The organism is Serratia rhizosphaerae (assembly GCF_009817885.1).
Lineage (GTDB): Bacteria > Pseudomonadota > Gammaproteobacteria > Enterobacterales > Enterobacteriaceae > Serratia_B > Serratia_B rhizosphaerae.
This window is the reverse complement of record NZ_CP041764.1, coordinates 3,296,615-3,322,697: the sequence shown is the minus strand read 5'-3', so window position 1 is coordinate 3,322,697 and position 26,083 is coordinate 3,296,615. Positions and strand designations below refer to the sequence as shown.

18 protein-coding genes and 4 tRNA genes are annotated in these 26,083 nt (G+C 59.1%); 9 read left to right on the top strand and 13 right to left on the bottom strand.

Annotated elements, in window-relative coordinates; all coding sequences use genetic code 11:
• The first annotated feature begins 72 nt into the window (after positions 1 to 72).
• From FO014_RS15465 to FO014_RS15450, 4 genes are all read left to right on the top strand, one after another.
• Positions 73 to 149, top strand: a tRNA-Met gene (locus tag FO014_RS15465).
• A 62-nt stretch (positions 150 to 211) separates the two neighbouring features.
• Positions 212 to 288, top strand: a tRNA-Met gene (locus tag FO014_RS15460).
• A 62-nt stretch (positions 289 to 350) separates the two neighbouring features.
• A tRNA-Met gene (locus tag FO014_RS15455) sits at positions 351 to 427 on the top strand.
• 32 nt (positions 428 to 459) lie between these two features.
• Positions 460 to 536, top strand: a tRNA-Met gene (locus FO014_RS15450).
• 99 nt (positions 537 to 635) lie between these two features.
• Here the strand turns inward: FO014_RS15450 and amiC are convergent.
• On the bottom strand, positions 636 to 1,889 hold the full coding sequence (amiC, locus tag FO014_RS15445; RefSeq protein ID WP_160030175.1) for an N-acetylmuramoyl-L-alanine amidase AmiC: 1,254 nt from the start codon (positions 1,887 to 1,889) through the stop codon (positions 636 to 638).
• Between the two features lie 218 nt (positions 1,890 to 2,107).
• Here amiC and argA point away from each other — a divergent pair, with 218 nt between their 5' ends.
• Entirely contained in the window at positions 2,108 to 3,445 is a 1,338-nt protein-coding gene (argA, locus tag FO014_RS15440; protein ID WP_201282870.1) for an amino-acid N-acetyltransferase, read from the top strand.
• A 16-nt stretch (positions 3,446 to 3,461) separates the two neighbouring features.
• On the opposite strand, the gene recD is transcribed toward argA, so the two are convergent.
• The 12 genes from recD to rppH all read right to left on the bottom strand — a co-directional run bounded on the left by recD (position 3,462) and on the right by rppH (position 22,142).
• Positions 3,462 to 5,327 carry an exodeoxyribonuclease V subunit alpha gene (gene recD / locus FO014_RS15435; RefSeq protein WP_160030173.1) on the bottom strand — a complete coding sequence of 622 codons (1,866 nt, stop codon included), beginning with the start codon at positions 5,325 to 5,327 and terminating at the stop codon, positions 3,462 to 3,464.
• The gene (gene recB / locus FO014_RS15430; RefSeq protein WP_160030172.1) at positions 5,324 to 8,881 is read right to left on the bottom strand and encodes an exodeoxyribonuclease V subunit beta; all 3,558 of its coding nucleotides are present in this window, start codon (positions 8,879 to 8,881) and stop codon (positions 5,324 to 5,326) included. Before recB ends, recD begins: the two co-directional genes overlap by 4 nt.
• Positions 8,878 to 11,766 (bottom strand): pitrilysin, encoded by a 2,889-nt coding sequence (ptrA, locus tag FO014_RS15425; RefSeq protein ID WP_160030171.1) that lies wholly within the window; start codon positions 11,764 to 11,766, stop codon positions 8,878 to 8,880. Before ptrA ends, recB begins: the two co-directional genes overlap by 4 nt.
• Positions 11,767 to 11,986: 220 nt before the next feature.
• The gene (recC, locus tag FO014_RS15420; RefSeq protein ID WP_160030170.1) at positions 11,987 to 15,358 is read right to left on the bottom strand and encodes an exodeoxyribonuclease V subunit gamma; all 3,372 of its coding nucleotides are present in this window, start codon (positions 15,356 to 15,358) and stop codon (positions 11,987 to 11,989) included.
• 31 nt (positions 15,359 to 15,389) lie between these two features.
• Positions 15,390 to 15,758, bottom strand: coding sequence for a prepilin-type N-terminal cleavage/methylation domain-containing protein (locus FO014_RS15415; RefSeq protein ID WP_160030169.1), 369 nt, complete (start codon positions 15,756 to 15,758; stop codon positions 15,390 to 15,392).
• Positions 15,736 to 16,179: a YgdB family protein gene (locus FO014_RS15410; protein WP_160030168.1), complete on the bottom strand. Its 444-nt coding sequence runs from the start codon at positions 16,177 to 16,179 to the stop codon at positions 15,736 to 15,738. The genes FO014_RS15415 and FO014_RS15410 overlap by 23 nt, the downstream gene beginning before the upstream one ends.
• Entirely contained in the window at positions 16,176 to 16,757 is a 582-nt protein-coding gene (locus FO014_RS15405) for a prepilin peptidase-dependent protein (RefSeq protein WP_160030167.1), read from the bottom strand. The genes FO014_RS15410 and FO014_RS15405 overlap by 4 nt, the downstream gene beginning before the upstream one ends.
• Complete coding sequence (locus tag FO014_RS15400) at positions 16,751 to 17,251, bottom strand: prepilin peptidase-dependent protein (protein ID WP_160031424.1); 501 nt, start codon at positions 17,249 to 17,251, stop codon at positions 16,751 to 16,753. Before FO014_RS15400 ends, FO014_RS15405 begins: the two co-directional genes overlap by 7 nt.
• 204 nt (positions 17,252 to 17,455) lie before the next feature.
• Complete coding sequence (thyA, locus tag FO014_RS15395; RefSeq protein ID WP_160030166.1) at positions 17,456 to 18,250, bottom strand: thymidylate synthase; 795 nt, start codon at positions 18,248 to 18,250, stop codon at positions 17,456 to 17,458.
• Between the two features lie 6 nt (positions 18,251 to 18,256).
• A complete protein-coding gene (lgt, locus tag FO014_RS15390; RefSeq protein WP_160030165.1) occupies positions 18,257 to 19,132 on the bottom strand; it encodes a prolipoprotein diacylglyceryl transferase in 876 nt (291 codons plus the stop codon).
• A 223-nt stretch (positions 19,133 to 19,355) separates the two neighbouring features.
• On the bottom strand, positions 19,356 to 21,602 hold the full coding sequence (ptsP, locus tag FO014_RS15385; RefSeq protein WP_160030164.1) for a phosphoenolpyruvate--protein phosphotransferase: 2,247 nt from the start codon (positions 21,600 to 21,602) through the stop codon (positions 19,356 to 19,358).
• Positions 21,603 to 21,614: 12 nt separating this feature from the next.
• Entirely contained in the window at positions 21,615 to 22,142 is a 528-nt protein-coding gene (gene rppH / locus FO014_RS15380) for an RNA pyrophosphohydrolase (RefSeq protein WP_015673597.1), read from the bottom strand.
• 696 nt (positions 22,143 to 22,838) lie between these two features.
• Here rppH and mutH point away from each other — a divergent pair.
• The 4 genes from mutH to FO014_RS15360 all read left to right on the top strand — a co-directional run bounded on the left by mutH (position 22,839) and on the right by FO014_RS15360 (position 25,913).
• Positions 22,839 to 23,525: a DNA mismatch repair endonuclease MutH gene (gene mutH, locus FO014_RS15375; RefSeq protein ID WP_160030163.1), complete on the top strand. Its 687-nt coding sequence runs from the start codon at positions 22,839 to 22,841 to the stop codon at positions 23,523 to 23,525.
• Positions 23,526 to 23,620: 95 nt separating this feature from the next.
• Positions 23,621 to 24,337, top strand: a complete 717-nt coding sequence (locus FO014_RS15370) for a TerC family protein (protein WP_160030162.1) — start codon at positions 23,621 to 23,623, stop codon at positions 24,335 to 24,337.
• 126 nt (positions 24,338 to 24,463) lie between these two features.
• Complete coding sequence (locus tag FO014_RS15365; RefSeq protein ID WP_160030161.1) at positions 24,464 to 24,682, top strand: YgdI/YgdR family lipoprotein; 219 nt, start codon at positions 24,464 to 24,466, stop codon at positions 24,680 to 24,682.
• 190 nt (positions 24,683 to 24,872) lie between these two features.
• Positions 24,873 to 25,913 (top strand): NADP(H)-dependent aldo-keto reductase, encoded by a 1,041-nt coding sequence (locus tag FO014_RS15360; RefSeq protein WP_160030160.1) that lies wholly within the window; start codon positions 24,873 to 24,875, stop codon positions 25,911 to 25,913.
• The last annotated feature ends 170 nt before the right edge of the window (positions 25,914 to 26,083 follow it).

Here is a 26,083-nt window from a genome sequence, read left to right as displayed (position 1 = left end):
GGCTTTAGACCAATTATCTGCAAAAAGGGGTTGCAACATAAACCATGGAGAGTATAGTGCGCATCCATCGGACGCGGGGTGGAGCAGCCTGGTAGCTCGTCGGGCTCATAACCCGAAGGTCGTCGGTTCAAATCCGGCCCCCGCAACCAACCGATGCTGTACCAGCGGCATCTTATAACGGGTTGGGTTCGAGAAAAATGCGTTAAACGGACGCGGGGTGGAGCAGCCTGGTAGCTCGTCGGGCTCATAACCCGAAGGTCGTCGGTTCAAATCCGGCCCCCGCAACCAACCGATGCTGTACCAGCGGCATCTTATAACGGGTTGGGTTCGAGAAAAATGCGTTAAACGGACGCGGGGTGGAGCAGCCTGGTAGCTCGTCGGGCTCATAACCCGAAGGTCGTCGGTTCAAATCCGGCCCCCGCAACCAAACGATAAAGAACGCACAAGCATCAAGACGGACGCGGGGTGGAGCAGCCTGGTAGCTCGTCGGGCTCATAACCCGAAGGTCGTCGGTTCAAATCCGGCCCCCGCAACCATTATTGATGATGACAATAGACACCCTTATGGGTGTTTTTTTGTATCTGAAATCCGCCAACATCATCACGCCGGGCCGCAGCCCAGCGCCATCTTTCTCTTTAACGCCTCGCTCCGCCGTTGGAGAAATAAGCCTTGATACCCGCCAGTATGGATTCCGCGATCTGCTGCTGAAAACGGCTGGTACGCAGTTTACGCTCTTCTTCCACGTTGCTGATAAACGCCGTCTCCACCAGAATGGAAGGAATGTCCGGCGCCTTCAACACCGCAAAACCGGCCTGATCGACACGATTCTTGTGCAACCGGTTGATACTGCCCATCCGATGCAGCACTTCCTTGCCAAATTTCAGGCTGTCGTTGATGGTCGCCGTCTGCACCAGATCGAACATGGTGTGATCCAGATAGCGGTCACCGCTTTTGCTGACGCCGCCAATCTGATCCGATTCGTTCTGCGTCTGCGCCAGATAGCGCGCCGCGGCGCTGGTTGCCCCTTTAGTCGACAGCGCAAACACCGATGAGCCACGCGCCGCACGGTTGGTAAAGGCATCCGCGTGGATGGAGACAAACAGATCGGCGCGCTGCTTGCGCGCTTTTGCCACCCGCACCTTCAGCGGAATGAAAACATCTTCGTTACGCGTCATAAAGACTTTCATATTCGGTTCGCGTTTGATCATCGTTCTCAGCCGACGGGCAATCTGCAGCACGATGTCTTTCTCGCGCGTTTTGTACTTGCCGATCGCACCGGGATCCTCACCGCCGTGCCCCGGGTCGAGCATAATGACAATCGGCCGGTCACGCCCCGCCTTACCGGTTTGCGGCGCTTTGGCCGGTGCCGGCAGCGTCCGTTCCAGATCGCCCTTATTGTAATCTTCCAGCAACGCCAACAGCGGATCATAGTCATCATCACCGGGCGCCGGCTTGCTGGGATACATATCCAGCACCAGACGGTTGCGGTATTCAGCAATCGGCGCCAGGGTGAACATATGCGGGCGGACGTCCTGCTTCAGCTCCAGCACCAGACGCACGGTGTCTTTATCGAACTGGCCGACGCGCGCCTGCTTCAGGTTAGGGTCGCTGTTTTGCACCTGGGAGGCGATGCCTTTCAGCACGCTGTTAAGCTGCACGCCCTCAATATCCACCACGATCCGATCGGGATTGGTCAGCGCAAACTGCTTGTACTTCAGCGCCACGTTGGACTCAAGCGTCACGCGCGTGTAGGTGGATGAAGGCCAGACACGCACCGCGATAACATGCGACGACGCGGCAAAACCGACACGGCTCACGCTCAGCAACCAGGTTGCGGTAACCCCCTGCAACAGACGACGGCGACCCAGATTGTGATTATCGTTTGACATGCGGCTCCAACCAATAGCAGTAGACTAAAAAAACAGCAAAATAGAGACAATGCCGAAAACTTTAACGAATCCATTCGGCGCTGTCATCAGAAAATCTTTTGATGGGTTTTCAATTTATTAACGATTTAACAGTGTTAGCAGGGAAAACAACGCAAATTCCTCCTTGCCATTAGCGGCAGAAAAGAATAAAAATACAAAAATACCGTATAAATATTCACATGAGGTTTGCCGTGAAGGAACGTAGTACAGAGCTGGTTCAAGGATTCCGTCACTCAGTTCCCTATATCAACGCCCACCGCGGCAAGACATTCGTCGTGATGCTCGGTGGCGAGGCGATTGAGCATGAAAACTTCACTAATATCGTTAACGATATCGGGTTGCTGCACAGCCTGGGCATCCGCCTGGTGGTGGTCTACGGCGCACGACCGCAGATTGATGCCAACCTGGCGCAGCATCATCTCGAACCGCTTTATCACAAACATACCCGTGTGACCGATGCGCCGACGCTGGAGCTGGTCAAGCAGGCTGCCGGCCTGCTGCAGTTGGATATCACCGCCCGGCTGTCGATGAGCCTGAACAATACCCCGCTGCAGGGCGCGCATATCAACGTAGTCAGCGGTAACTTTATTATCGCCCAGCCGCTGGGTATCGATGACGGGGTGGATTACCACCACAGCGGGCGTATCCGTCGTATTGATGAAGAGGCTATTCACCGTCAGCTCGACAGCGGCGCCATCGTACTGATCGGCCCGGTGGCGGTTTCCGTCACCGGTGAAAGCTTCAACCTGACCTCAGAAGAAGTAGCGACCCAGTTGGCCAGCAAGCTGAAAGCGGAAAAGATGATCGGCTTTTGTTCTTCACAGGGGGTAACCGACACCGAGGGCGAGATTATCTCCGAACTGTTCCCTAACGATGCGCAGAAACGTCTGGATGCGCTGGAGGAGAACGGCGACTACCACTCCGGCACCGTCCGCTTCCTGCGCGGTGCGGTAAAAGCCTGCCGCAGCGGCGTGCGGCGCTGTCACCTGATCAGCTACCAGGAAGACGGCGCGCTGGTGCAAGAGCTGTTCTCCCGTGACGGTATCGGTACGCAGATCGTGATGGAAAGCGCCGAACAGGTGCGGCGAGCAACCATCAACGACATCGGCGGCATTCTCGAACTGATTCGCCCGCTGGAACAACAGGGCATTCTGGTGCGTCGCTCACGCGAGCAGTTGGAGATGGAGATCGATAAGTTCACCATTATTGAGCGGGATAACCTGACTATCGCCTGTGCGGCCCTCTACCCCTTCCCGGAAGAGAAGATTGGCGAGATGGCCTGCGTGGCGGTGCATCCGGACTACCGCAGTTCATCACGCGGCGAAATGCTGCTGCAGCGGGTGGAAAGCCAGGCGCGGCAGATGGGACTGCAAAAACTGTTCGTGCTTACCACCCGCAGTATTCACTGGTTCCAGGAGCGGGGCTTCACGCCGGCGGAGGTTGACGTACTGCCGATGCAGAAACAGGCGCTGTACAACTATCAGCGCCGCTCAAAAATCCTGCTGGCCGATCTGTAAGTTATGCAGGGGCGTATTAACGCCCCTGTTCATCGTCTGCCATCATCAGACGTTCCGCCAGCCCGCTACGGCGCTGCGTCGGCGTACGCACGGCGCTCATCAATACCTTATCAACAGCATACAGCGACAGCCTCTGACGCGCGCGGGTAATCGCGGTGTACACCAGCTCCCGCGTCAGCACCGGCAGATAATGGTTGGGCAACACCAGCACCGTATGATCGAATTCCGACCCCTGCGACTTATGCACCGTCATCGCATAGGCGGTTTCATGCGCCGGTAAGCGGCTTGGCTGCACCGACTTGATGCTACCGTCCGGCAGTTGGAAGTGAACACGCAATTCCCCTGCCTCATCCGGCAAGGCAATGCCGATATCGCCGTTAAACAGCCCCAGTGCGCTGTCGTTGCGGCCAATCATCACCGGACGCCCCCGATACCAGCGTCCCGCGGCGCCGGGCGTACGCCGTATCAGCCCGACGCGCTGCAGAGCGCTTTCAATCCGTTCATTCAACCCGCTGACGCCGAACGGACCTTCCCGCAGAGCGCACAACACCTGAAAACGCCCAAACGCATCCAGCACCTGTTGCGCATCGACGCCGGCGGCCACCTGCGTCAGGTAATCGCGATAGCCCGCCACACAGGCATCCAGCAGCGCCTGATAGTCCGCCGTTTCCGCCAGTGGATAACCGGCTACGTCGCTAAAACGGCCGCCGAGCGCCGCACGAGCGCCCCTGACATCGCCGGCGTTAACCGCAAACGCCAGCTGCCCAATGCCCGAATTGGCGTCAAAGCGGTAGCTTTTACGCAGCAGGCACAGGCTATCGCGCACCGCCGCAGCCGCCTGCACCGGTTGCCCCAGCAGCGTACAGCCGGTCAGTTGGCTAAGCTGCGCCGCTCGCGCCTCGCTGTAGCCCTGCTCGGCAAAGCGGCAAATATCTCCCAGCACCGCGCCCGCCTCCACCGAGGCCAGCTGATCGCGGTCGCCGAGGAAGATCACTCTGGCATGTTCAGGCAGAGCGGCTATCAGGCGCGCCATCATCGGCAAGTCCACCATTGAGGCCTCATCCACCACCAGCACGTCCAGATGCAGCGGGTTGCCGCGATGATAGCGCATGCGCTGGCTGTTCGGCTGCGCGCCCAGCAGGCGGTGCAGCGTTGCGGCCTCAGAGGGGAACAGGCTCAGCTGCTGCGCCGTCAGTCCCAGCCGGCGGCTGGCGCTGCCGAGCGATTCGGTCAACCGCGCCGCCGCTTTCCCGGTCGGCGCAGCAAGCTGAATGCGCAGCCGTTCCCCCTCAGCCAACTGCACCAGCGCCGCCAGCAGCTTTGCCACGGTGGTGGTTTTACCGGTGCCCGGCCCGCCGGAAATCACCGCAATCCGCCGCGTGGCGGCAACGGCGGCGGCGATTTTCTGCCAGTCCGGCGTGGCTTCCGCTTCGCCAAACAGGCGATCCAGAATCGGACGCAGCCGCTGCGGCTCAATATCCTGCGGCATATCGTCACTGCCGATAAAGGCCGCCACCTCGCCTTCGCTTTGCCACATACGCTGCAGATAGAGCCGCTGCTGCTGCAGCACCAACGGTGTCGGCAGGCTACCATCGCTGACCGCAGCAGACGACTGCAGCAAACGCCGCCATTCGTCAACGTCCGGCTGACCGGCAGCCTGCCAGACCGCCTGCGCCAGCTCGGGCTGACGCGCGCCGAACAGCGTCTCCGGCAACAGTTGATCCAGTTGCAGACAGACGTGGCCGGCGCCGGCTTCCGCGCTGAGGCAGGCTGCCGCCAACAGCATATCCGGCCGTTCCGGCTCGGCGACCACCTGGGCGAACTGTACGTCTAGCGGTCGCAGCACGCCAAGCGTGACCGCCTGTTGGAGTAGCTGCATCATGCTTCAGATTCCCCCAGGGTATCGTCGCCGCTGAACAGCCGGTCCATACCCTCCACCAAATCGGCTTCGGGCCGGCAGGCAAAAATGCCGTTGCCGGGATGCTGGCCATCGACGCCGCGCAAAAACAGATAAATCACGCCGCCAAAGTGGCGCTGGTAGTCATAGTCCATCAGGCGGTGACGCAGATAGCGATGCAGCGCCAGGGTATACAGCTGGTACTGCAGATCGTAACGGTGTTCCGCCATCGCCTGCGCCATCGCCGGCTGCGTATAGGCGCTGCTGTCTTCCCCCAGCCAGTTGGACTTATAGTCGAGCAGGTAATATTTTCCCCGCCAGCAGAAAATCAGATCGATAAAGCCTTTCAGCATCCCTTGCACCCGTTGGAAATCCAACGCCGGACAGCGTGCCGACAGTGGATCATACTGCTTCACCAGCGCATCCAACTGCGATGCCTGCAGCAGCTGGCCGATCGGCAGATAAAACTGCAGCTCAGCCTGTTTAGCCTGCGGCGTCAGCTGCGCCAGCGTGACGCCGCTGTCATTCAGTACGGTCTGCAGCAGCGTCTCCATCCACGTCTGCAGCACCGGCTGCCAACACGCATCATAGCCGTTCAACTGCAGCTGCTCCGCCAGCCAGTCGGGATCCAGCGGCTGGGTAAAATCCAGCGTTTCAAACAGACTGTGCAAAAAGGTGCCTGGCGCAGCGCCGCGTGGAAAGGTGTGCGGGGTCAGTGACGGCTCACTTTCAGCCGTCTGCTCACCCGCAGCATCGACATCCAGACGAGGCAGCAGATCCTGCATCAAGCCGGCGCCGTGTTGCTGCAGGCCGGTATAGCTGGTCACCCGCCAAAAATCCTGCATCTGTCGGCTGACCTGTCTGGCCGCCAGCTGCTCTGCTTTCATACTTTGCGGCTGCCAGGGCTGCTCATCAAGCGCCTCAAGCAGCGAAAGCGCAATGCTTTCATCGGCCAACTGCTGAAGACAGCCCTGCAAATAGGCGGCATCCCCCGCCTGACCGCCCTGCACCAGATACCCCAGCGCACTGCGATGCAAATCCGTCTCTCCCTGCTTTTTGCGCGTTCCCTGAATAAGCGGTGCAATACCGATGCTGCAGTGGTACACCGAACGCGTCAGCGCAACATACAGCAGGCGCAAATCCTCCGCCAACCGCTCTTCTTCCGCCCAGGCGATGCTTTCTTCATCGGCATTCAAATCCAGCAGGGCTTTGAAACTGTGCCGATCGTGATACAGCACCTGCTGCTGCTGGCGATAATTGCCGACAAACGGCAGCCAGACCAGCGGATACTCCAGCCCCTTGGACTTGTGAATCGTCATTACCTGCACCAGGTGGCGGTCGCTTTCCAGACGCAGCTGCTGGTTGTCCGACTGGCTGTTCGGCTGGGCAATCTGCTGCGCCAGCCAGCGTACCAGCGCATGCTCGCTGTCGAGCTGCGCCGACGCTTCCTGCAGCAGTTCCCCCAGGTGCATCACATCGGTCAGACGCCGCTCGCCGCCGGAGCTGGCCAGCAGGTTCTCTGCCAGATGCCGCTGCGTCATCACCTCGCGCAGCATCGGCAATACGCCGCGCCGCAGCCACAGCGTACGGTATTGATCAAACTCTTCAACCAGCGCGTCCCACGCCCGCTCGTTATGATTCAGCGCATCCAGCGTCGGCGCATCCAGCCCCAGCAGGCCGGTCGCCATCGCGCTGCGTAAGGTCCGCTCCTGCTCCGGCGCCAGTACCGCCTGCAGCAGCCACAGCAAATCTTTGGCTTCCGGCGTATCAAACACGCTGTCGCGATTCGACAGGTATACCGAAGGAATCGCCAACAGGCTGAGCGCATCGCGCACCAGCGCCGCTTCCGCCCGGCTGCGTACCAGAATGGTGATATCCGACGCCTGTACCGGCCGGCGCTTGTCGCCATCTGTCAACCAGGCTTCTCCGCGCTGCCCTGCAGTCAGCCAGTCGCGAATTTGCGTCGCGCACAGGCGCGCCATCTGCTGTTGGTAGTCGCTTACTCCGACGCCATCGCCCGGCTGCAGCCAGAAGTGCATGGCGGCCTGAGGCTGATTATGCAGTTCAAACGCCAGTTTCTGGTTCTTATCCGCCGCCGCCACGTCAATAAACGGGATCTCGCCGAACAGAAACGGTTTTTCCAGCCGGGAGAACAACCGGTTGACACTGCCGACCATCGTCGGGGAAGAGCGCCAGTTGGTTTCCAGCGTATAGTGGGCGCTCACCTCAGAGCGGGCGCGCATATAGGTGAAAATGTCCGCGCCGCGGAACGCGTAAATCGCCTGTTTGGGATCGCCAATCAACAGCAGTCCGCACGCCGCCTGCCCCACATATAACTTGTGGAAAATGCGGTACTGCTGCGGATCGGTATCCTGAAATTCATCAATCATCGCCACCGGATAACGCTGACGTATCGCCTGCGCCAGATGCTCGCCGCCAGCGCTCTGCAGCGCGCCGTCCAACCGGCTCAGCAGGTCGTCAAACCCCAATTCGGCACGCTGACGCTTTTCCTGCTGAATCGAGGTGCGGATCTCACTCAGCGCACGCGCCATCAGCAGGTCGCGCAGCGTCAGCGGTTCGGCAAACAGACCATCAACGGCGTCAAACAGGGCATGACGCGGCGCCTCGCCCTTCTTGGTTTTTTCCAGCAGCGTCGACTGGCGGAATTTTTCCAGTTCCTTCGGCAGTTGATAATCCTGCGTTTCCTGCCCGGCCCACTCGCCGACCTTATGTAGCCAATTGGGCAAGTGCTTGCTGCTGTAGCTGCGTTTATCCACGCCGGAACTGCTGATAAGGTCATGCAGATCGGCCGCCACCGCGATCCATTGCGCTTTGATGGCTTCAATACGCGCCACGATCTTCTGGTGGCGCGCCAGCAGCGTTTCATCCTCCTGCGGCGGTTGGCGCAGCGTTGGCGCCTCCCCGTGCAGATAGGCGGACAGGTCGCTCAGCAAAGCTTCCGGCCCGCTCCACTCCTGGCTGACCGCGCGCGCAACGTCCAGCGGCAGCGGGTAGCAATGGCGGCGCCAAAAGTCAGCGCAGGCCTGCCGGCGCAGAGGCAGCTCATCCTGCACCAGCGTCTGCTCAAATAAAATGCCGGACTCAAAGGCGTTCTGGGTCAGCATACGTTGACAGAAGCCATGGATGGTATAGATCGCCGCCTCATCCATTTGCCGCTCCGCGGCCAACAGCTGCGCCGCCGCATCCGCCAGGTCGTCAATCTCCGCCATTAACGCAGCGAACAGCGGGTTGTTGCAGTGCTCACGCCCGCGGATACAGGCGATGCGCAGCCCGTGAATATTGCTGCGAATACGGCCGCGCAGCTCTTCGGTGGCGGCCTCGGTAAAGGTCACCACTAAAATTTCCTCTACCGTCAGCGGGCGGGAAAACGCCGCCTGCTTACCCAACCCCAACAGCAGGCGCAGATACAACGCGCCGATGGTGAAGGTCTTGCCGGTCCCCGCCGAGGCTTCAATCAGCCGTTCACCGCAGAGCGGCAGCGTTAACGGATCGAGCGTTTGCGGAGCCAGCGTCGTCATGGTTTAACCACCTGGCGCGGCATGGTTTGCTGTAGTGCGGATGCGTTCGGATAAGCGCTCCAGCCCTGCGGCGCCGCATAATCGGCTTTGTCCTGGCTGCTGCCGCTGACCTGAGACAGCACCGCCAACCCCTGCGGCTGTATCACCGCCTGGTGGAAGAAGTCCGCCAGTTTAGCCGGCGTCAGTTGCTGTATCTGCGCGATCAGCTTCTGCCGCGTATCAAAGGCGAAGTTGCCACGCTCGAAGTCGTTGCTAAAGCGCCCCGCTTCCTCACTCAGCGTTTGTGGCCGCTGCTTCAGTTCATTAATCAGCGCCTGCTGATACTGGGCAAAGTCCGCGGCGCTCATCTCGCGCAGCCGTTTTTCCGCCTTCGGATAAAAATCCTGATAGCGCTGGTAGAGATAGTTCGGCTGCTTACTGTTGCTCTGCAGCAGGAAGCCTACGCCCCACTGCCGCCCGACCGACATCGGGAAAGCAAAGACCGCATACCCCAGCTGTTCCTGAGTGCGCAACTGGCTATAGAACCAGGGCTGAATAATCTGCCCCAGCAACGAGCTGTGCGCCATGCCGCTGATTTCATCATAGCCGGTTGGGATATAGACCGCCGCCAGCGCCGAATCGGTGCTGCTGCCGGTGCGCTGCAGATTCGCCAGCTGTTTTTTAGCGACCTGGACATTTTCCCCGTGCCACCATGTTATGCCGCGGCAGGCAAGGCTTTGCTTCAGTGCGGACGCCAGTTGATCAACCTGCGGTTTACTCATATTGCCCACCACCAGCATTTCCGGCGTGGCATTTTTCAGCAGGCCGTCACGGTAGGCAAGCACGTCTTGCAACGTCAGGGTTTTCAGCACTTTCCGCCGTTCGCTGCGCTCTGAGTAGGGCACACGCGACACCATCTGAATCGGCTGGAGCGCCAGTTCGAAGGCTTTGCCCTTCTCAGCGGCATCCAGCTGTTGCAGGTACCAGGACTTCGCCTGCTCCAGCTGCGCCTGCGTCGGCGTAAACCCGGCGTAGCCTTCGATCAACGACGTCAGCAGCTGCGGTAAACGCTGGGTAAAGCCGTTGGCATTAAACAGCAGGCCATTGCTCGGCGAGGTACTGAAGCTCAGACCGCCGACCGAAGCCTGATAGCTCAGTTGATCCAGCGCGATGCCGGCCAGATAATCCGTCAGCGAGAACAACACCTGATTGCGCGCCGAATTCATGGTCTCGGCGTTACGGAAGGCAACGGTCACGTCGGCCTTCGGCTCATCGGCAAAATAGCGGCTCGGCATATACAGCACGCGCAGCCCCGGCTGATTCACCACCACTTCCGGCTGAGTAAAGCGGTGTGACGGCGTTGTGAGGGTAAAGTCATCCGGAATATACGGGTTCAGCGTCGGCAGCGACAAAGAGATCGCCTGTCCCAGGCGCTGCCACTGTTCGAAACGCTGCGGGGTGATTTTATTCACCTGATACGGCGCATCGACAAAGTATGCCGTTTTGTTATGCGGCTCGTTCGGGCTGATAAACCAGACGCGGGCGTTTTGCGGCGTCATTTCATCCAGACGCTGCGCAATAGCCTCCGGATCGTAACGGTCCGCCAGATAAGGCGCATCCAGCGTATGCTCGACCGGCACGCGCAGCATGGTATCCACCAGCCATTCGATATAGTCCATGTTGCGGGTGATCGACGGGTAGCGGAAATCCAGATTCAACACGTGCGCAATCTCATCAAAATAGCTTTTTTTGACGCCCTGCTGGCGCAGCATTTTCAGATAGTTGAAGATAGCGGCCACTACCTGGTCGCGTTTCGCCAGCCCCTTGTCCGTCAACGAGACGCTGATGACAAACACCCCGCCGTTGCGATCTACCACCGGATCGGCGCCTGCGTTAATGGCATCGGCCAGCCCCTGCTGCTGCAGCCAGTCAGACAGCGTATTTTTACTGCGGTTGCCGATCAGATAGCTGATATAGGTATCGGTCTTACTGCGGAAAGCCGCGCTGTTGTTATCAATACGGAACTCGACTTTCAGCTGTTTGCGCGGCTGTGCCGGAACGTAATTGATAATGACGCCCTGTTGCGCCTTGGTTACCGCCGGCACGGTAATCGGCGGCACACTGGCCTGATGGTCCGGCACCCGGCCAAAAGTTTTCGCCGCCAGCGCTGCCAGCTGCGGCAGCGGCTGACTGCTGTAGAGCACGCCGACCATCAGATTGGCGGAGTAATAGCGTTGATAGAACGTCGTCAGTTCCGCATGCAGCTTGCTGCCGGGCTTGTCCTTCAGCGTATCAAGGTTGCCGCCGGAAAAGCGCGCGCTCGGGTGCGCCGGATTCAACGTTTCCGCTCCCACCTGCGCCATACGCATGCCGTCACGCGAGCGCGCCATGGTCAGCTCGGCGTTGACCGCATTGCGCTCTTTATCCGCATTGCCGGGATCCAGCAGCGGTTCGGCGATCGCATCGGCCATGCGGTCGACGGCCGGCGCCAGAGCATCGTTTTCCACCTCCAGATAGTAGGCGGTGCGGTACGACGCGGTGCTGGCATTGTGGCTGCCGCCGTGTTTTTTGAGGAATTCGGACAGGTTTTCCGGATCCGGATAACGCTTGGAGCCCATCAGCACCATATGTTCCAGATAGTGCGCCAACCCCAGCTGGCTGTCAGGATCTTCCAGGGAACCGACCGGCAGAGCCAATGCGGCCAGCGATTTGGGAGCCTGCTCATCGGAAACCAGCAGCACCGTCATGCCGTTAGCCAGCTTGATGGCCTGGTAATGGCGCGGATCGTGCTCGCTTTTATGGATTTTCTCCGCCAGCGGCTGCCATCCCTGCTCAGCCCAGCCTGACGGTGCCCAAAAGACTACCAACAACATTACCCCGCAAAAACGGGCCCAACGTCTGCGCATATCCAAATTAAACCCCTATTTCCGCCCCGCGGCGTCTGCTCCTAGTCGCCGACGAGGCCGATAAAAAACAACAAAATGTCATACCGGGCAGGTTGCCGCGTAAAAATACGCCGTATCGGCCGCTCCCCGGTAAGTACTTACTGTCACGGTAAAACCCGGTATTCACCCATGGCGAGCCCTAGTTTTACCACCTCCTGCCACGGCGCACCACCCAGGCCCATTATCCCAGGTTATATCTGGCAAGCGGCAGCAAATAACGTTCTGTTTCCGCTAAAATTTGCGCCAGGGCCTCACTATCCAGCTGACGCAGCACCCGCTGGACATAAGGGTCCTCCCCTTCGCCGGGAATGCGCTGATCGCCCTGCCAGGCCTGCAGCAGCTTACCGCGCGCTTTACTCTGCGTCTCTTCGTTCCAGTCAATCGCCTGATTTTCCGGCTGATAACACTGGCTTAACCAGGCCCAACCGCTCTTATTAAGCAGCATCAGAGGCTGGCACAGGCCGCGCTGATAGCCAGCCACCAGCTCCGCCAACTGCTCTTGCGCGGCTTCCGCCGGCAGCGCGGCAAAACGCCAGACTGAGTTCTTGCGCCCCAGCATGCGGCTTTCCCCCTGACCGCCCGCGCAGCAATACAGCAAATGCTCCAGCCACAGCAGAATGCCGTCCACCGCCGACAGAGCGGCCGGCCGCCAGCGCAGCAGGCCATCTTCCTGCACCTGATGCAGCCAGCCGCCGATATGCACGCCCGCCACATCGATATCCAATTCCAGGCTGCCGCTTGTCTTGCGCTCCTCACGCACCTGCGCCGCCAGATCCTGCATCTCTTCCTGTTGCTTCTGCCAGTAAATCTCGCCGAAAGCGCCGTAAGGCAAACCGCCGGAGGCCCTGATGCGCTGATACAATTTTGCCGCATCGTCGCCGTCAATCAGCGCGTTCAGCAGTTGGTTGTTGTACTGATAGCGGCTGAGATTATCCAGCGTAAACGGCTCTTCGTCCGGCAGCTCGGTCTCTTCCAGAACAAAGCTAACGCCCAGACGCTGCTGGAAGAATGCGCGGATCGGGTGGCGATAAAAACGCTGCAGCTCATCCAGCGCGATCTGTGTTTTGGGTTCGGGCGGCAGCGGCTGGTTGAACTCGGGGTGCGCCTGGCCGCGTCCGTCGGCGGCCGGCAGCCATTCGGCGGCGTAGCTTTGCGCCTCGCTGTCCGGCATGAAATTTTCCGCAGCAAACGGCATACGGGCATGCCAGCGAAGTAAATGTTCGCTAACCCGGCGCGCGCTGGCGTCGACATCCCGTTCCTCATCTCCCGGCAGACGGTAACTCTGCTGCAGGTACTCCAGTAACTCCGTCACCAGCACCGAGGGATAACGTTCGCTGTTGTCCTGAATCGAGCGGCCGATAAAGCTGATATACAATTTTTCCTGCGCGGACAAAATGGCTTCCAGGAACAGATAACGGTCGTCGTCGCGGCGGCTGCGGTCGCCACGTTTCACCTGCTGCGCCATCAGATCAAAGCCCAGCGGCGGCAGCGTGCGCGGGTAAACGCCGTCGTTCATGCCGAGCAGGCACACCACCTTGAACGGGATGGAACGCATCGGCATCAGCGTGCAGAAGTTGATCTGCCCGGCCAGAAAACGCTGGCTGATCCGCTCCTGATCGAGACGCGCCGCCAGCTCGTCACGCAGCAGGCTCAGCGGAACCGCGTCGGGATACTGCGCATTAACGCCATGTTCCAACACCTGGTGCCACTGCTTTTCTATCAGCGCCAGCGCGGCTTCCGTGTCGCCATCGGCGGCAAAAAAACTCTCCAGCAGCTGGCGGCACAGCGGCGCCCACTCCGCCAGGGTGCGCGTTTCGCTGAGACGCTGACGCCACTGGCCAAGCTGCGTCAGCAGTTCTGCCAGTTGGCCCGCCAGCTCCGCCGCCAGCCCGCTGGACTCATCGTACGGCAGCACACCCTGCCAGTCGCCGACGTTGCTGTCCATGGCATAGCCCAGCAGCATGCGGGTAATGCCGAAGCGCCAGGTGTGCTGGCCGGTGGTCGGCAGCGCCAGCTCGCGCACGTTGTCATCATCCAGCCCCCAGCGTACGCCGGATTCAGCCACCCAGTGGCGCAGCAGGCGCAGCCCCTCCTCCTGAATGGCAAAGCGTGCGGCCAGAGCCGGTACCTCCAGTAGCAGCAGCACCTGTTCAGAGGTAAAGCGGCTCTGTGGCAAATCCAGCAATGAGATAAACGCCTGCAACGCCGGATGAGCCTGACGCGCTTTACGGTCGGAAATGGCAAACGGCAGGTAGCGATCCGCCGGCGCGTTGCCGAACACCGCCTGAATATACGGCGTATAGCTGTCAATATCGGCGACCATCACAATGATATCGCGCGCGGTAAGCTGCGGGTCGCCCGCCAGCATCGCCAGCAGTTGGTCATGCAGCACTTCGACCTCACGCTGCGGGCTGTGGCAGGCGTGCAGACTGAGTGAGCGATCGTCGGGCTCCAACAGGCGCTTGGCATCGCTGCGTTCAAAAGTTTCCGGCGTGGTGCCGATCACCGCGCAATCCTCCAGCTCCAGCATATCGCGCTGTATGCCGTGCAGCATGTTGTCCGCCGGGATATCGACAAAAGCGTCAACCTCCTGCAGCGTTTCCATCTGCGCCAACAGATACAGATGGTCTCGTCCCAACTTGCCCCATGACGCCAGCAGCGGGTTGCTCAACTGCTGCTCGCCTTCGGCGTCGAACAGCTGCGCCGCCTGTTCAGGATCGCGGAATAACCCCTGCTCCTGCGCCTGGTGGTGGCGACGCCGCTTACGGCTTTGCAGCCGTGCCAGAAATGCATAGTCCTGAATATCACCCCAGTAGTAACGGCACGGGTTAGTGAACATCAGGTGAATATCAATATGCCTGCCCAGTGCCTGCAGCGCCTCCAGATAGACCGGCGGCAACGCTGAAATGCCGCAGATAAATACCCGTTTCGGCAGCCCCGTCGGGCACTGTTCCGCCTGCTCCAGCGTGGCAATAAAGCGGCGATACAGGTTGGCACGGTGCCACTCCGGCTGCCCCAGTTCCTGGGTATACTGCACCAGCCGCGCCCACAGCGGCGCCTGCCACTGCTGCGCCTCAGGCAGATCGGCGACCAACTCCCCGCGTTGCCAGCTTTCCAACCACTGCGGCCGGTACACCAGATATTGGTCGAACAGATCAGCTACGCGTCCGGCAAGCTGGTGGATCTTGCGCTTATCGCCGTCGTCGGTCAGGTAGTGCTGCAGCGGGGCAAACTCGGGCTGTGTCAGCATATCGGGCAGCAGCCACATCAGCTTCCAGGTCATGGCGTCTTTACTGAAGGCGCTCTCTTTAGGGATGCCCGGCAGCACTCGGGTAAACATGTCCCAGATAAAGGTCGCCGGCAGCGGAAATTCGATATTGGCGGCAATCCCGAACTGCGCGGCCAGCTGCATCTGCAGCCACTGCGCCATCCCCGGACTTTGCACCAGCACGACCTCCTGCTGGAAAGGGTCTGCCAACGGTTCTCTGGCGATCAGGGCGCTGGTTAGCGTTTTCAGCACGTCCAGCTGATTGGAATGATAAACCGTAAACATGAGGCTCCTTGAAAACCATATACACGCCGTATTAGTCGTCGCCGCAATACCAGCGGCTAAGCTGGGCCTGTTGATGCAGTGGCGTAGCTATCGTGACCGTGACCTGCCGGCAAGCACCGTCAATATCGCCGTACTGCAGCTCGCGCCGCCAGCCGGGCGCCATGGCATCGTCGGCGTCGCGACCGGCGGCCAACTGCTCCAACTGCTGATGGGCCAGCGACCAGGCCTGCCGATACTGCCATTGCCGCTGCAGCCCCTGTAATAATACCTGATGGTATTGTAACAGGCCGAGCAGCGACACCGAGAATAACAGCGCCGCGATTAATACTTCCGGCAGGCTGAAGCCGCGCTGATGCCGGCCCACCCCGCTGTTGCCGTTAATCCGCACAGGCCGCAGCATCCTTTTCCGGGCAAAAATCCAGCCAGCCGCCCGGTTCTGCCCGCAGGCGAGCATGCGCATCCGGCGTGGTCAGCTGGTACAGCCAGAGCGGTTCCGCCGCAGCCACCTCCCCCCGCCCGCGCAGCAGTATCATGTTCGCCCGGGAGGCGCGCTTGACGCAGGCCTGTAGCCCCGACGCAGGTTGCCGCTGACAGCGCCACGCTCCTGCATTCAGCAACGACGGCGGCCAGGATTGCGCCAGCCCCCAGTTCAGCGCCGACGATGCCTGATTATACGCCTGCAGGTAGCGCCGCTGTTCCACTGCCAGCGGCAGGGCACTATCCAGCTGTTTTTGCTGAGCGCCCAGCAGCAGCAACCCCATCAGCAGCACCAGCATCACCGCTGCCAGCACGCTGCCGCGCTGAGAGTCCCGTCCGTTCATGCTGACGGCGCCTCCACATTGATATCCCACCGCATTGAGCGCGTCAGCGCCTCCGCGCTCGCCGAACGACCGCCCAGCGTCAGCCGCAGCAGGCGCCGTCCGTTTTTTCCCGGCAGCAGGCGAATGCTGAAGGCTTCAATGCGCACATCGTCACGCTCAAACAGGTTTTCCCAGCCGCCGCCGTTACACTGACTAACGCCGCGCTGGCGCTCAAGCCGCCCTTCACGTAAGCGGTAGCCGAATTTCTCCGCCTCGTCGCCCGTCGCTTCCCAGCGGCCGTTGCGGTTCAAATCATAGGCGACGATGACGCAGCTGTCGGGCGCCTCCCCGGCATGCCGCGCGATACTCATCGCCCGCCCGATGCACGTCCCGGCGCAAAATCCCGCGCGGCGCAGATCTTTTTCAATACCAAACGCCGCCTGCCGCAGCCTTAGCTCCAGCTGATAAGCGCCGAGAAACGCCGCGCTTTGCTGACGCAGCGCAGGATAGGCCTTCGTCGCCGCCAAAATAATCAGGCTGCCCGCCGCCATGGCCAACAGCACCTCAGGCAGGGTGAACCCGCGCGCTGACGTTAACATGCGCGGATCCCGCGCAGCGCGGCCCCCATGCTGCAAATGCGCAAGCGCCCCTGGGCGGAAAGCACTACCTGCAACTGACCGGCGCGGTTGCCCAGACGGATATGTCCGGCCTGCGCGCTGTTGCGCACTCCATAAAAACCCAGCTCTTTACGGGTGAAGTCGAGCAGTTGTATATCATCGCTCGGCGGCGCGAAAAGCCACCTTGCCGGCTGCAGGCAGTCAGCCGGTTCATCGCCGCTGCCCAGGCACCAGCGCCCATGCGGTTTAAACCACAGCAATGCCGTGCGGTTGCGCCAGTTGGCATCGGCCTGCAGGCGTTGTAAAAACACCAGCAGCTGTTGGGCGGCCTGCTCCAGCCGCAGCGCCTGCTGGTGATGCCGCCAGTGACTGACGCCCCAACCGCTCAGCATCGCGCTAATCAAAACTGCCAACAGCAGTTCCATCAGCGTGATTCCCCGCTGCCGGCAGGCGTTGTTGTGAGAGTTATCGTTCATGACGCTGAGTGTAATCAGCGGGGTAAACGATAACAGCATCTCGGTTAAGACCTGGAAAACGGCGCGCAAACAAAAAGGGCCAAATGGCAGACAAAGTAGAAAAAGTGCGGCGTTACGCGCAACGTTCAGCGGCATCACCGCCGGCAGGTGGCAAAGAAAAAGGGCGCAACCGGAGTTGCGCCCTGAACCAAGCGTCGTCTGAAATCAGATCGCCACCGGCGCTTTAATCGCCGGATGCGGGTCGTAACCTTCAATCTCGAAATCTTCAAAGCGGTAATCAAACAGCGAGTCAGGCTTACGCTTGATCACCAGCTTCGGCAGCGGACGCGGCTCGCGGGTCAGCTGCAGCCGGGTCTGCTCCATATGGTTGCTGTACAGATGCGTATCGCCGCCGGTCCAGACAAAGTCGCCCACTTCCAGGTCGCACTGCTGCGCCATCATATGCACCAGCAGCGCATAGCTGGCGATATTGAACGGCAGACCGAGGAAGACGTCGCAAGAGCGCTGATACAGCTGGCAAGACAGCTTGCCGTCCGCCACGTAAAACTGGAAAAACGCATGGCAAGGCGCCAGCGCCATCTGGTCCAGCTCGCCGACGTTCCAGGCGGAGACGATGATACGGCGTGAGTCCGGATCCTGTTTCAACTGCTGCAGCACCTTACTCAGCTGATCGATGTGACGACCGTCCGCTGCGCCCCAGGCGCGCCACTGCTGGCCGTAAACCGGCCCCAGATCGCCGTTTTCATCGGCCCACTCATCCCAGATGGTGACCTTGTTTTCTCGCAGATAGGCGATGTTGGTGTCCCCTTTCAGGAACCACAGCAGCTCATGAATAATAGAGCGCAGGTGACACTTTTTGGTGGTCACCAACGGGAAGCCTTCCTGCAAATTGAAACGCATCTGGTGACCGAAAATCGACAACGTGCCGGTGCCGGTGCGGTCTGCTTTTGGGGTGCCCTCATCGAGCACTTTTTTCATTAAATCCAGATACTGTTTCATGTTTCCTCACGAAGTTTGTTGCTGCGGGCGACGGCGGTACGCCCAGATCATCATAATAATACCGGCCAACACCATCGGGATCGACAGAATCTGCCCCATGCTGATAATGCCGTCAAACAGCCCCAGCTGTGCATCCGGCTGGCGGAACGACTCTACAATGATGCGGAATGCGCCGTAGCCGATGAGGAACAGGCCGGAAACCGCGCCCATCGGCCGCGATTTACGAATAAACAGGTTGAGAATGATAAACAGGATCACACCTTCCAGCAGCAGTTCATACAGCTGCGACGGGTGGCGCGGCAGCACGCCGTACTGGTTCAGCAGCGGCAGCCACTTGCCCGGATCGGCGGCGGCAATGGCGATATCTTCACTGCGCGAGCCCGGGAACAGCATCGCCCACGGCGCGTCGGTCGTCACGCGTCCCCACAGCTCACCGTTGATAAAATTGCCAAGCCGGCCGGCGCCGAGGCCGAAAGGAATCAGCGGCGCAATAAAGTCCGACACCTGGAAGAACGTGCGTTTCGTACGACGTGCAAACCAGAACATCACCAGAATCACGCCCATCAGACCGCCGTGGAACGACATGCCGCCATCCCAGACTTTGAACAGATAGAGCGGGTTCTCAAGGAATAATGGCAGGTTGTAGAACAGAACATACCCCACGCGGCCGCCGACAAATACGCCGAGGAAACCGGCGTACAGCAGGTTTTCCACTTCGTCTTTCGTCCAGCCGCTGCCCGGCTTGTTGGCCCGGCGAACCGCCAGCCACATGGCAAAGACAAAGCCAACCAGGTACATCAGGCCGTACCAGTGCAGGGAGACCGGGCCGACGGAAAAAAGCACCGGATCAAACTCAGGAAATCTCAGATAGCTATTGCTCATCTATCACCACAACTCGTCTGTTATTCTTCCCCAACGGGGTCGCAGTCCGTTGCCGACCGGCGGCAACCTGAATAATCTTGGGTCTACATCGCTAGATGGGTCTTTTCCGCTGCCTGGCGCCGGCATAGCGCGCCGCGGAAGGCCCGCATCATAACATAAGCTTAACGACGCCCGGGGACGGCCGCAGGGAAAAGTTCTGTAAAAAAATCAGTCTGAATACGACTCAGCGCCCACCGCGCACCAGGCCACCCATATTCTGCTGTTCCATAAAGGTCGCGGCCAGGTGTCGCACCTCATTGGTCAGCGAGGCACGCAGCACCTCCTGCGTCAGGCGCTGCGCATCCGCCAGTTCGATATGCCGCAGCAGGTATTTGATACGCGCCACGCTGCGCCCGTTCATGCTGAGATGGCGGTAGCCCATTCCCACCAGCAGCAACGCCCCAATCGGGTCGCCGGCCAGTTCGCCGCACAGACTGACCTGTAAACCGGCGGCCTCGCCCTGCTCGACGATCGTCTGCAGCACCCGCAGCATGGAAGGGTGCAGGCTGTCATACAGCGACGCCACGCGGGTATTGTTGCGGTCTACCGCCAACAGGTACTGGGTTAAATCGTTGGTGCCGACCGAGATAAAATCGATCCGTTCGGCCAGATGTGGGATCAGGAAGATCATCGACGGCACTTCCAGCATTACGCCGATGCGCGGTTTGGGAATCGCATAGCCCAGCATCTCTTCCACCTCATGCCCGGCGCGTTCAATCAAGCTTTTGGCTTCGTCGATCTCATCCAGACTGGTGATCATCGGCAGCAGAATGCCCAGGTTGCCGGTGCCGGCATTGGCACGCAGCATCGCCCGCACCTGGATCAAGAAGATCTCCGGCTGATCGAGCGTCACGCGGATGCCGCGCCAGCCCAGGCAGGGGTTCTCTTCGCTGATCGGCATATAGGGCAGTTGCTTGTCCGCACCGATATCCAGAGTGCGCAACGTCGCGGGTTTGGTCGGGTACAGTTGCAACATGCCCTGATACTGCGCCACCTGCTCTTCTTCCGACGGAAAACCGCTTTGCAGCATAAACGGTATTTCCGTGCGGTACAGGCCGACGCCGTCGACACGCCCGCCCAGCAGTTGCTCGTGCTCCGGGCTTAAACCGGCATTAAGCAATACCTGGATCCGTTCGCCGCTTTTCATCTGCGCCGGCTGCTCGACGTCATCTTCCGCCAGTTTGCTTAACGCCAGCTCTTCATCAATCAGCCGCTGATACTCTTGCAGCAGCACCGGCTCAGGGTCAACCAGCAGTTCACCGCGATAGCCGTCGACAATCAGCATGCGGCGGTTCAGCAGCGAAGGCTGAATATCCGCTCCCATCACCGTCGGCACGCCCATGGCGCGCACCAGAATCGCCGCGTGGGAGTTGGCGGCGCCGTCGCGCACCACCACCCCGGCCAGCCGGTCCGGCGGCACCTCCGCCAGCAGGGTGGCCGTCAGCTCGTCGGCCACCAGCACAAAGCGCTGCGGCCACTGGGTCGCGCCCTGCGTGGTATCGTCAAGATGGAAAAGCAGCCGCTGGCCAAGCGCGCGCAAATCGCTGGCGCGTTCACGCATGTAGGTGTCCTGCAACGCGGCAAATTGGGCGGCGAATACCTCGATCACCTGCTTGACCGCCCACTCCGCCACCGAACCGGCGTCAATTTCGGCAAACAACTCGCGTTTCAGACGTGCGTCGTTTAACAGGTGGGAGTATAGGTCGAAGATGGCCGCACTCTCTTTTTGCGCGCTGGCGGCAAAACGTTTGCTGAAGCGACGAAACTCCGCGCCGGCCTCTTCCAGCGCCAGCGTCAGGCGCTCGCGTTCGCTGACGGTATCCAGCGTAGAGGCTTTAAACACCTGATCGAGCGAAGGCTGGCTGCTGTCTTGCCAGCCTTCAGCCACCGCCACGCCCGGCGAGGCAGCCAGCGCGCGGATCCGCGTCTGCCGGTAGCGGCCAAACAGCGCATTAAGTTGAGACTGCGAGAGGATCCCGGCCATCTGCGTGGCCAGGGTGACCATGAAAGACTCTTCGCTTTCGTTGAACTGCCGCAGGTCGCGCTGCTGCACCACCAGCACGCCGAACAGCTGGCGACGATGGATAATCGGTACGCCGAGGAAGGAGCGAAAATGCTCTTCCTTGACCTGCGGAATGTATTTGAAGCTGGGGTGGCTCTGCGCATCGGCCAGGTTAATCAGCTCTGCCCGGCTGCCCACCAACCCCACCACCCCTTCATCGAACGCCAGGGCGATGGTGCGCCCGCGCGGTTTTTTCAGCCCGCGCGTCGCCATCAGGTAATAGCATTGGCGATCGTTATCCGCCAGGTAGATAGAGCAGACTTCGGTGTCCATCGCCAGACAGGTTTCATTGACCAAAATATCCAGCGCGTCTGTCAAACTGGCCGCCGCGGCCACCTTCTCAACAATTTCTCGCAAGCGCGTGAGCATAGTCTGCTTGAGTTAACCTCTTTTTCGGCGATAAGCGGGCGCCTGCCGCGGCGCTGACGGCTGTTGCAGCGGCATCACGGTTGCGGCGAATTCTTTCATGACCCGGCGGTACACGTCCCGTTTGAACGATACCACCTGACGGACCGGATACCAGAAGCTCACCCAACGCCAGCCGTCGAACTCCGGCGTACTGCTGCGCTGCATATTGATATCCGCATCACTGCACATTAACTGCAACAGAAACCACTTCTGTTTTTGGCCGATACAAACCGGCTTTGTGTCCCAACGCACCAAACGTTTTGGCAATTTATAGCGCAACCAGTTGCGGGTCGAGGCCAGGATGCGCACATCCTTTTTACTCAACCCCACTTCTTCGAACAGCTCACGGTACATCGCCTGTTCCGCGGTTTCGCCAGGGTTAATCCCACCTTGGGGAAACTGCCAGGAGTGCTGACCGTAACGGCGGGCCCACAGGACCTGCCCCTGACGATTACAGATTACGATACCAACATTCGGGCGGTAGCCATCATCGTCGATCACCGGACTACCTCGATAAGCTCAATTCGCATAGATGCTCTGATTGTTTCACACAAGCTACAGGCGGTAAACCACTGCTTTACGGCTCTGCGCGCCGGATAACATTGGGATAACTCACAGATATTGGCAAAGTTATAAACATAGGACGGGGTTTTCGGCCGGTTTTATTCACTTTTTCTGTGGATAGGTGTGTGAAGAACTCAAGGAATAAGCCGGTAAAACTCAACGTCGTACTAAAACCACCTGACGGGTAATTTTATTTTTTAACTTTAAAAACAGCATAGTAAATCGTTTTCGCCAGTTATGTACAGGGGAAAAATGTGATCTGTGCACGGCCAGGATCTCACCCTGGCGAAAGATCCACCAATGCCGTTTTTATCCACAGATTATTCGTCCCAGTTACGCACAAATCGGACAAATTCGTAAAAATCGCCCGCCGTCAAGGCTGTAGATCGAACCAGTAATCAGGAAATATTTGGGTTATCCCATAAATCTGTGGATAAATAGGTGTAAGATCCTGTTCATTGTCGGTGGCTTCAGGTGCACAAGCGGCAAAACAAATGTTTTCCAATCGGCCAACGGCAAAAAAAACCATGTAAAATCATGCTACTATTATTGTTTTCCCCAACCCGCCTTTTACCTCGGGGGTTGTGTGCAAATGCCGTGCATTTTTTAACCACCAGAAACAGGCTTTAATCTATGGCGTTTTTCTCCCCTCTGCCGCCTCCGCCGGAAAACGAACAACAGCTACTGGAACGCGCCCAGCGTCTGGCGGGGTTCAGTCTTGGTGAGCTGGCCGCCCGGGCGCAGCTCGCCATCCCGGCAAACCTGAAACGCGATAAAGGCTGGGTCGGCATGCTGCTGGAGCTGTACCTCGGCGCCATGGCCGGCAGCAAACCGGAACAGGATTTTCCCGAACTGGGCATTGAACTGAAAACCATCCCGATAGACGCCGCCGGCAAGCCGCTGGAAACCACCTTTGTCTGCGTTGCGCCGCTGACCGGCAACAGCGGCGTCACCTGGCAGAGTAGCCATGTGCGTCATAAACTGGCCCGCGTCCTGTGGATCCCGGTGGAAGGCGAACGGCAAATTCCGCTGGCGCAGCGGCGTATCGGCTCGCCGCTGTTGTGGAGCCCGAGTGAAGAAGAAGATGAGATGCTGCGGCGTGACTGGGAAGAGCTGATGGATCTGATCGTGCTCGGCCACGTCGAACGCATCACTGCGCGCCATGGCGAAGTCCTGCAGCTGCGCCCCAAGGCCGCCAACAGTAAAGCGCTGACCGAGGCCATCGGCGAACAGGGGCAGCCTATCATGACGCTGCCGCGCGGTTTCTATCTGAAAAAAGGGTTTACCGCGGCGTTATTGGCAAGACATTTCTTAATATAAATCGCTTTTGTTTAATTTGCGTTTAGTCAACGGTGCCACCGCGCCAATAAACGCGTATAATTTTCCCCTTTGAATTTTTTAAGGTGTGCTGGGCAATGTTTGAGTGGATTATGGATCCCAATGCCTGGTTGGCGTTAGGTACGCTGACCATACTTGAGATCGTTTTGGGTATCGATAACATCATCTTCCTGTCCCTGGTGGTGGCGAAACTGCCGAAGGCGCAGCAGAACAAGGCGCGTAGGATGGGGCTGGCGGCCGCGATGCTGATGCGTCTGGCCCTGCTGGCGTCCATCGCCTGGGTGATTCGTCTCACCCATCCGTTATTCAACGTGATGGGCCATGACATCTCCGCCAGAGATTTGATCCTGCTGCTCGGCGGGCTGTTCCTGATTTGGAAGGCCAGTAAAGAGATCCACGAAACCATTGAGGGCACGGAAGAGGAGCACCATACCAAGGTGCACAGCTTCTTCGGCGCTATCGTGCAGATTATGCTGCTGGATATTATCTTCAGCCTGGATTCGGTAATTACCGCCGTCGGTTTGTCCGATCACCTGTTTATTATGATGGCAGCCGTGGTGATCGCCGTTGGCGTGATGATGTTCGCCGCCCGGCCAATCGGCGAGTTTGTCGACCGCCACCCGTCGGTGAAAATGCTGGCGCTGGCGTTTCTGATCCTGGTCGGCTTTACCCTGATGCTGGAAAGCTTCCAGGTGCATGTGCCGAAAGGCTATATCTACTTCGCCATGTTCTTCTCCATGTCGGTCGAAGCGCTCAACCTGATGCGCGGCAAAAAATCGACGAACGCAGAATAAGCAATAAAAGGCGCGCCGTTAGCGCCTTTCTTCTTTATCCTCTGGGAGATAAGAGTTATCTGAGACAAGTTCCCGGCGTTAATTTGCTAATCTTATAAATATTCTTTCCTATTGAGGATCCGCAGCATGAAAAAGTGGGTAATGGCCGCCGCCGCGCTGGCAATGGCGGTTGGCTTAACCGGTTGCTCCAGCGACTACGTGATGGCGACCAAAGACGGCAATATGATTCTGACCCAGGGCAAGCCAGAGATCGATAAAGACACCGGCCTTATCAGCTACCAAGATGAAAAAGGCAACTCTCGCCAGATCAACGGCGACCAGGTTTCTCAGGTTATCGAGCGCTGATTGCACCCCGCCATGGCTATCGCTCTTTGCGGTAGCCTGCTCTTCCCCGTCGCGTAAATCCCCTTTCGCCATCCACACAGCTTGGTTATAGTCGAGTAAGGTATCGATAGCCTTACCGGCGTCAACCTGAGCCGGCGGCAGTAACACCGGGCGCCGCCCGTCGCGCGACATAAGTTAAGGAAGGCCGTTAATGCAATACCACCGAATTCCCCACAGTTCTTTAGAAGTGAGCGTGCTGGGACTGGGCACGATGACCTTTGGCGAACAAAACAGCGAGGCCGATGCGCACGCACAGCTGGATTACGCATTAGCTGCAGGCATCAATCTGATAGACACCGCCGAGATGTATCCGGTACCGCCGCGTCCGGAAACCCAGGGACTGACCGAGCGCTACATCGGCAGTTGGATCAAGGCGCGCGGCAACCGCGAGAAAATAGTGCTGGCCAGTAAAGTCGCAGGCCCAACGCGCAATAACGACAGCGGCATCCGTCCGCAGCAGGCGCTGGACCGCAAAAATATCCGCGCCGCGCTGGACGACAGCCTGAAGCGCCTCAATACCGATTATCTCGATTTGTATCAGTTGCACTGGCCACAGCGCAGCGCCAACTACTTCGGTAAACTGAACTATCAATACAGCGATGAAATGGCGACGGTTACGCTGCTGGAAACGTTGGAAGCGCTGAATGAGCAGGTACGCGCCGGCAAGATACGTTATATCGGCGTCTCCAATGAAACGCCGTACGGCGTCATGCGCTACCTGCACCTGGCGGAAAAGCATGAACTGCCGCGCATGGTCTCCATTCAGAACCCGTACAGCCTGCTTAACCGCAGCTTTGAGATCGGTCTGGCGGAAATCAGCCAGTTTGAAGGCGTGGAACTGCTGGCTTACTCCAGCCTGGCCTTCGGCACGCTGAGCGGCAAATATCTGAACGGCGCCCAGCCGGCGGGGGCGCGCAACACGCTGTTCAGCCGCTTTACCCGCTATTCCTCGCCGCAGGCGCAACGGGCAATTGCCGAATACGTCGCGCTGGCGAAAAAGCACCGTCTGGACCCGTCGCAAATGGCGCTGGCCTTTGTCAGACAGCAGCCGTTTGTCGCCAGCACGCTATTGGGCGCGACAACGCTTGAGCAGTTAAAAACCAATATCGACAGTTTCAACCTGACGCTGAATGAAGAGGTGCTGCAACAGCTGGAAGAGATTCACAGCCGCTTCACCATTCCGGCGCCTTAATGCCTCCGCCAGAGCGGGGCGGAAATTCCGTTCCGCTATTTATCAACGGCGCTGATAAAATACATTCCACCCGCTAATTTAAATAATAAATACCTGGGCTTATATTCCGCAGGAAATAACCTCTTTTAATATCTAGAATGCTCTTGTATTTAATCCTGCTTACTGGACAA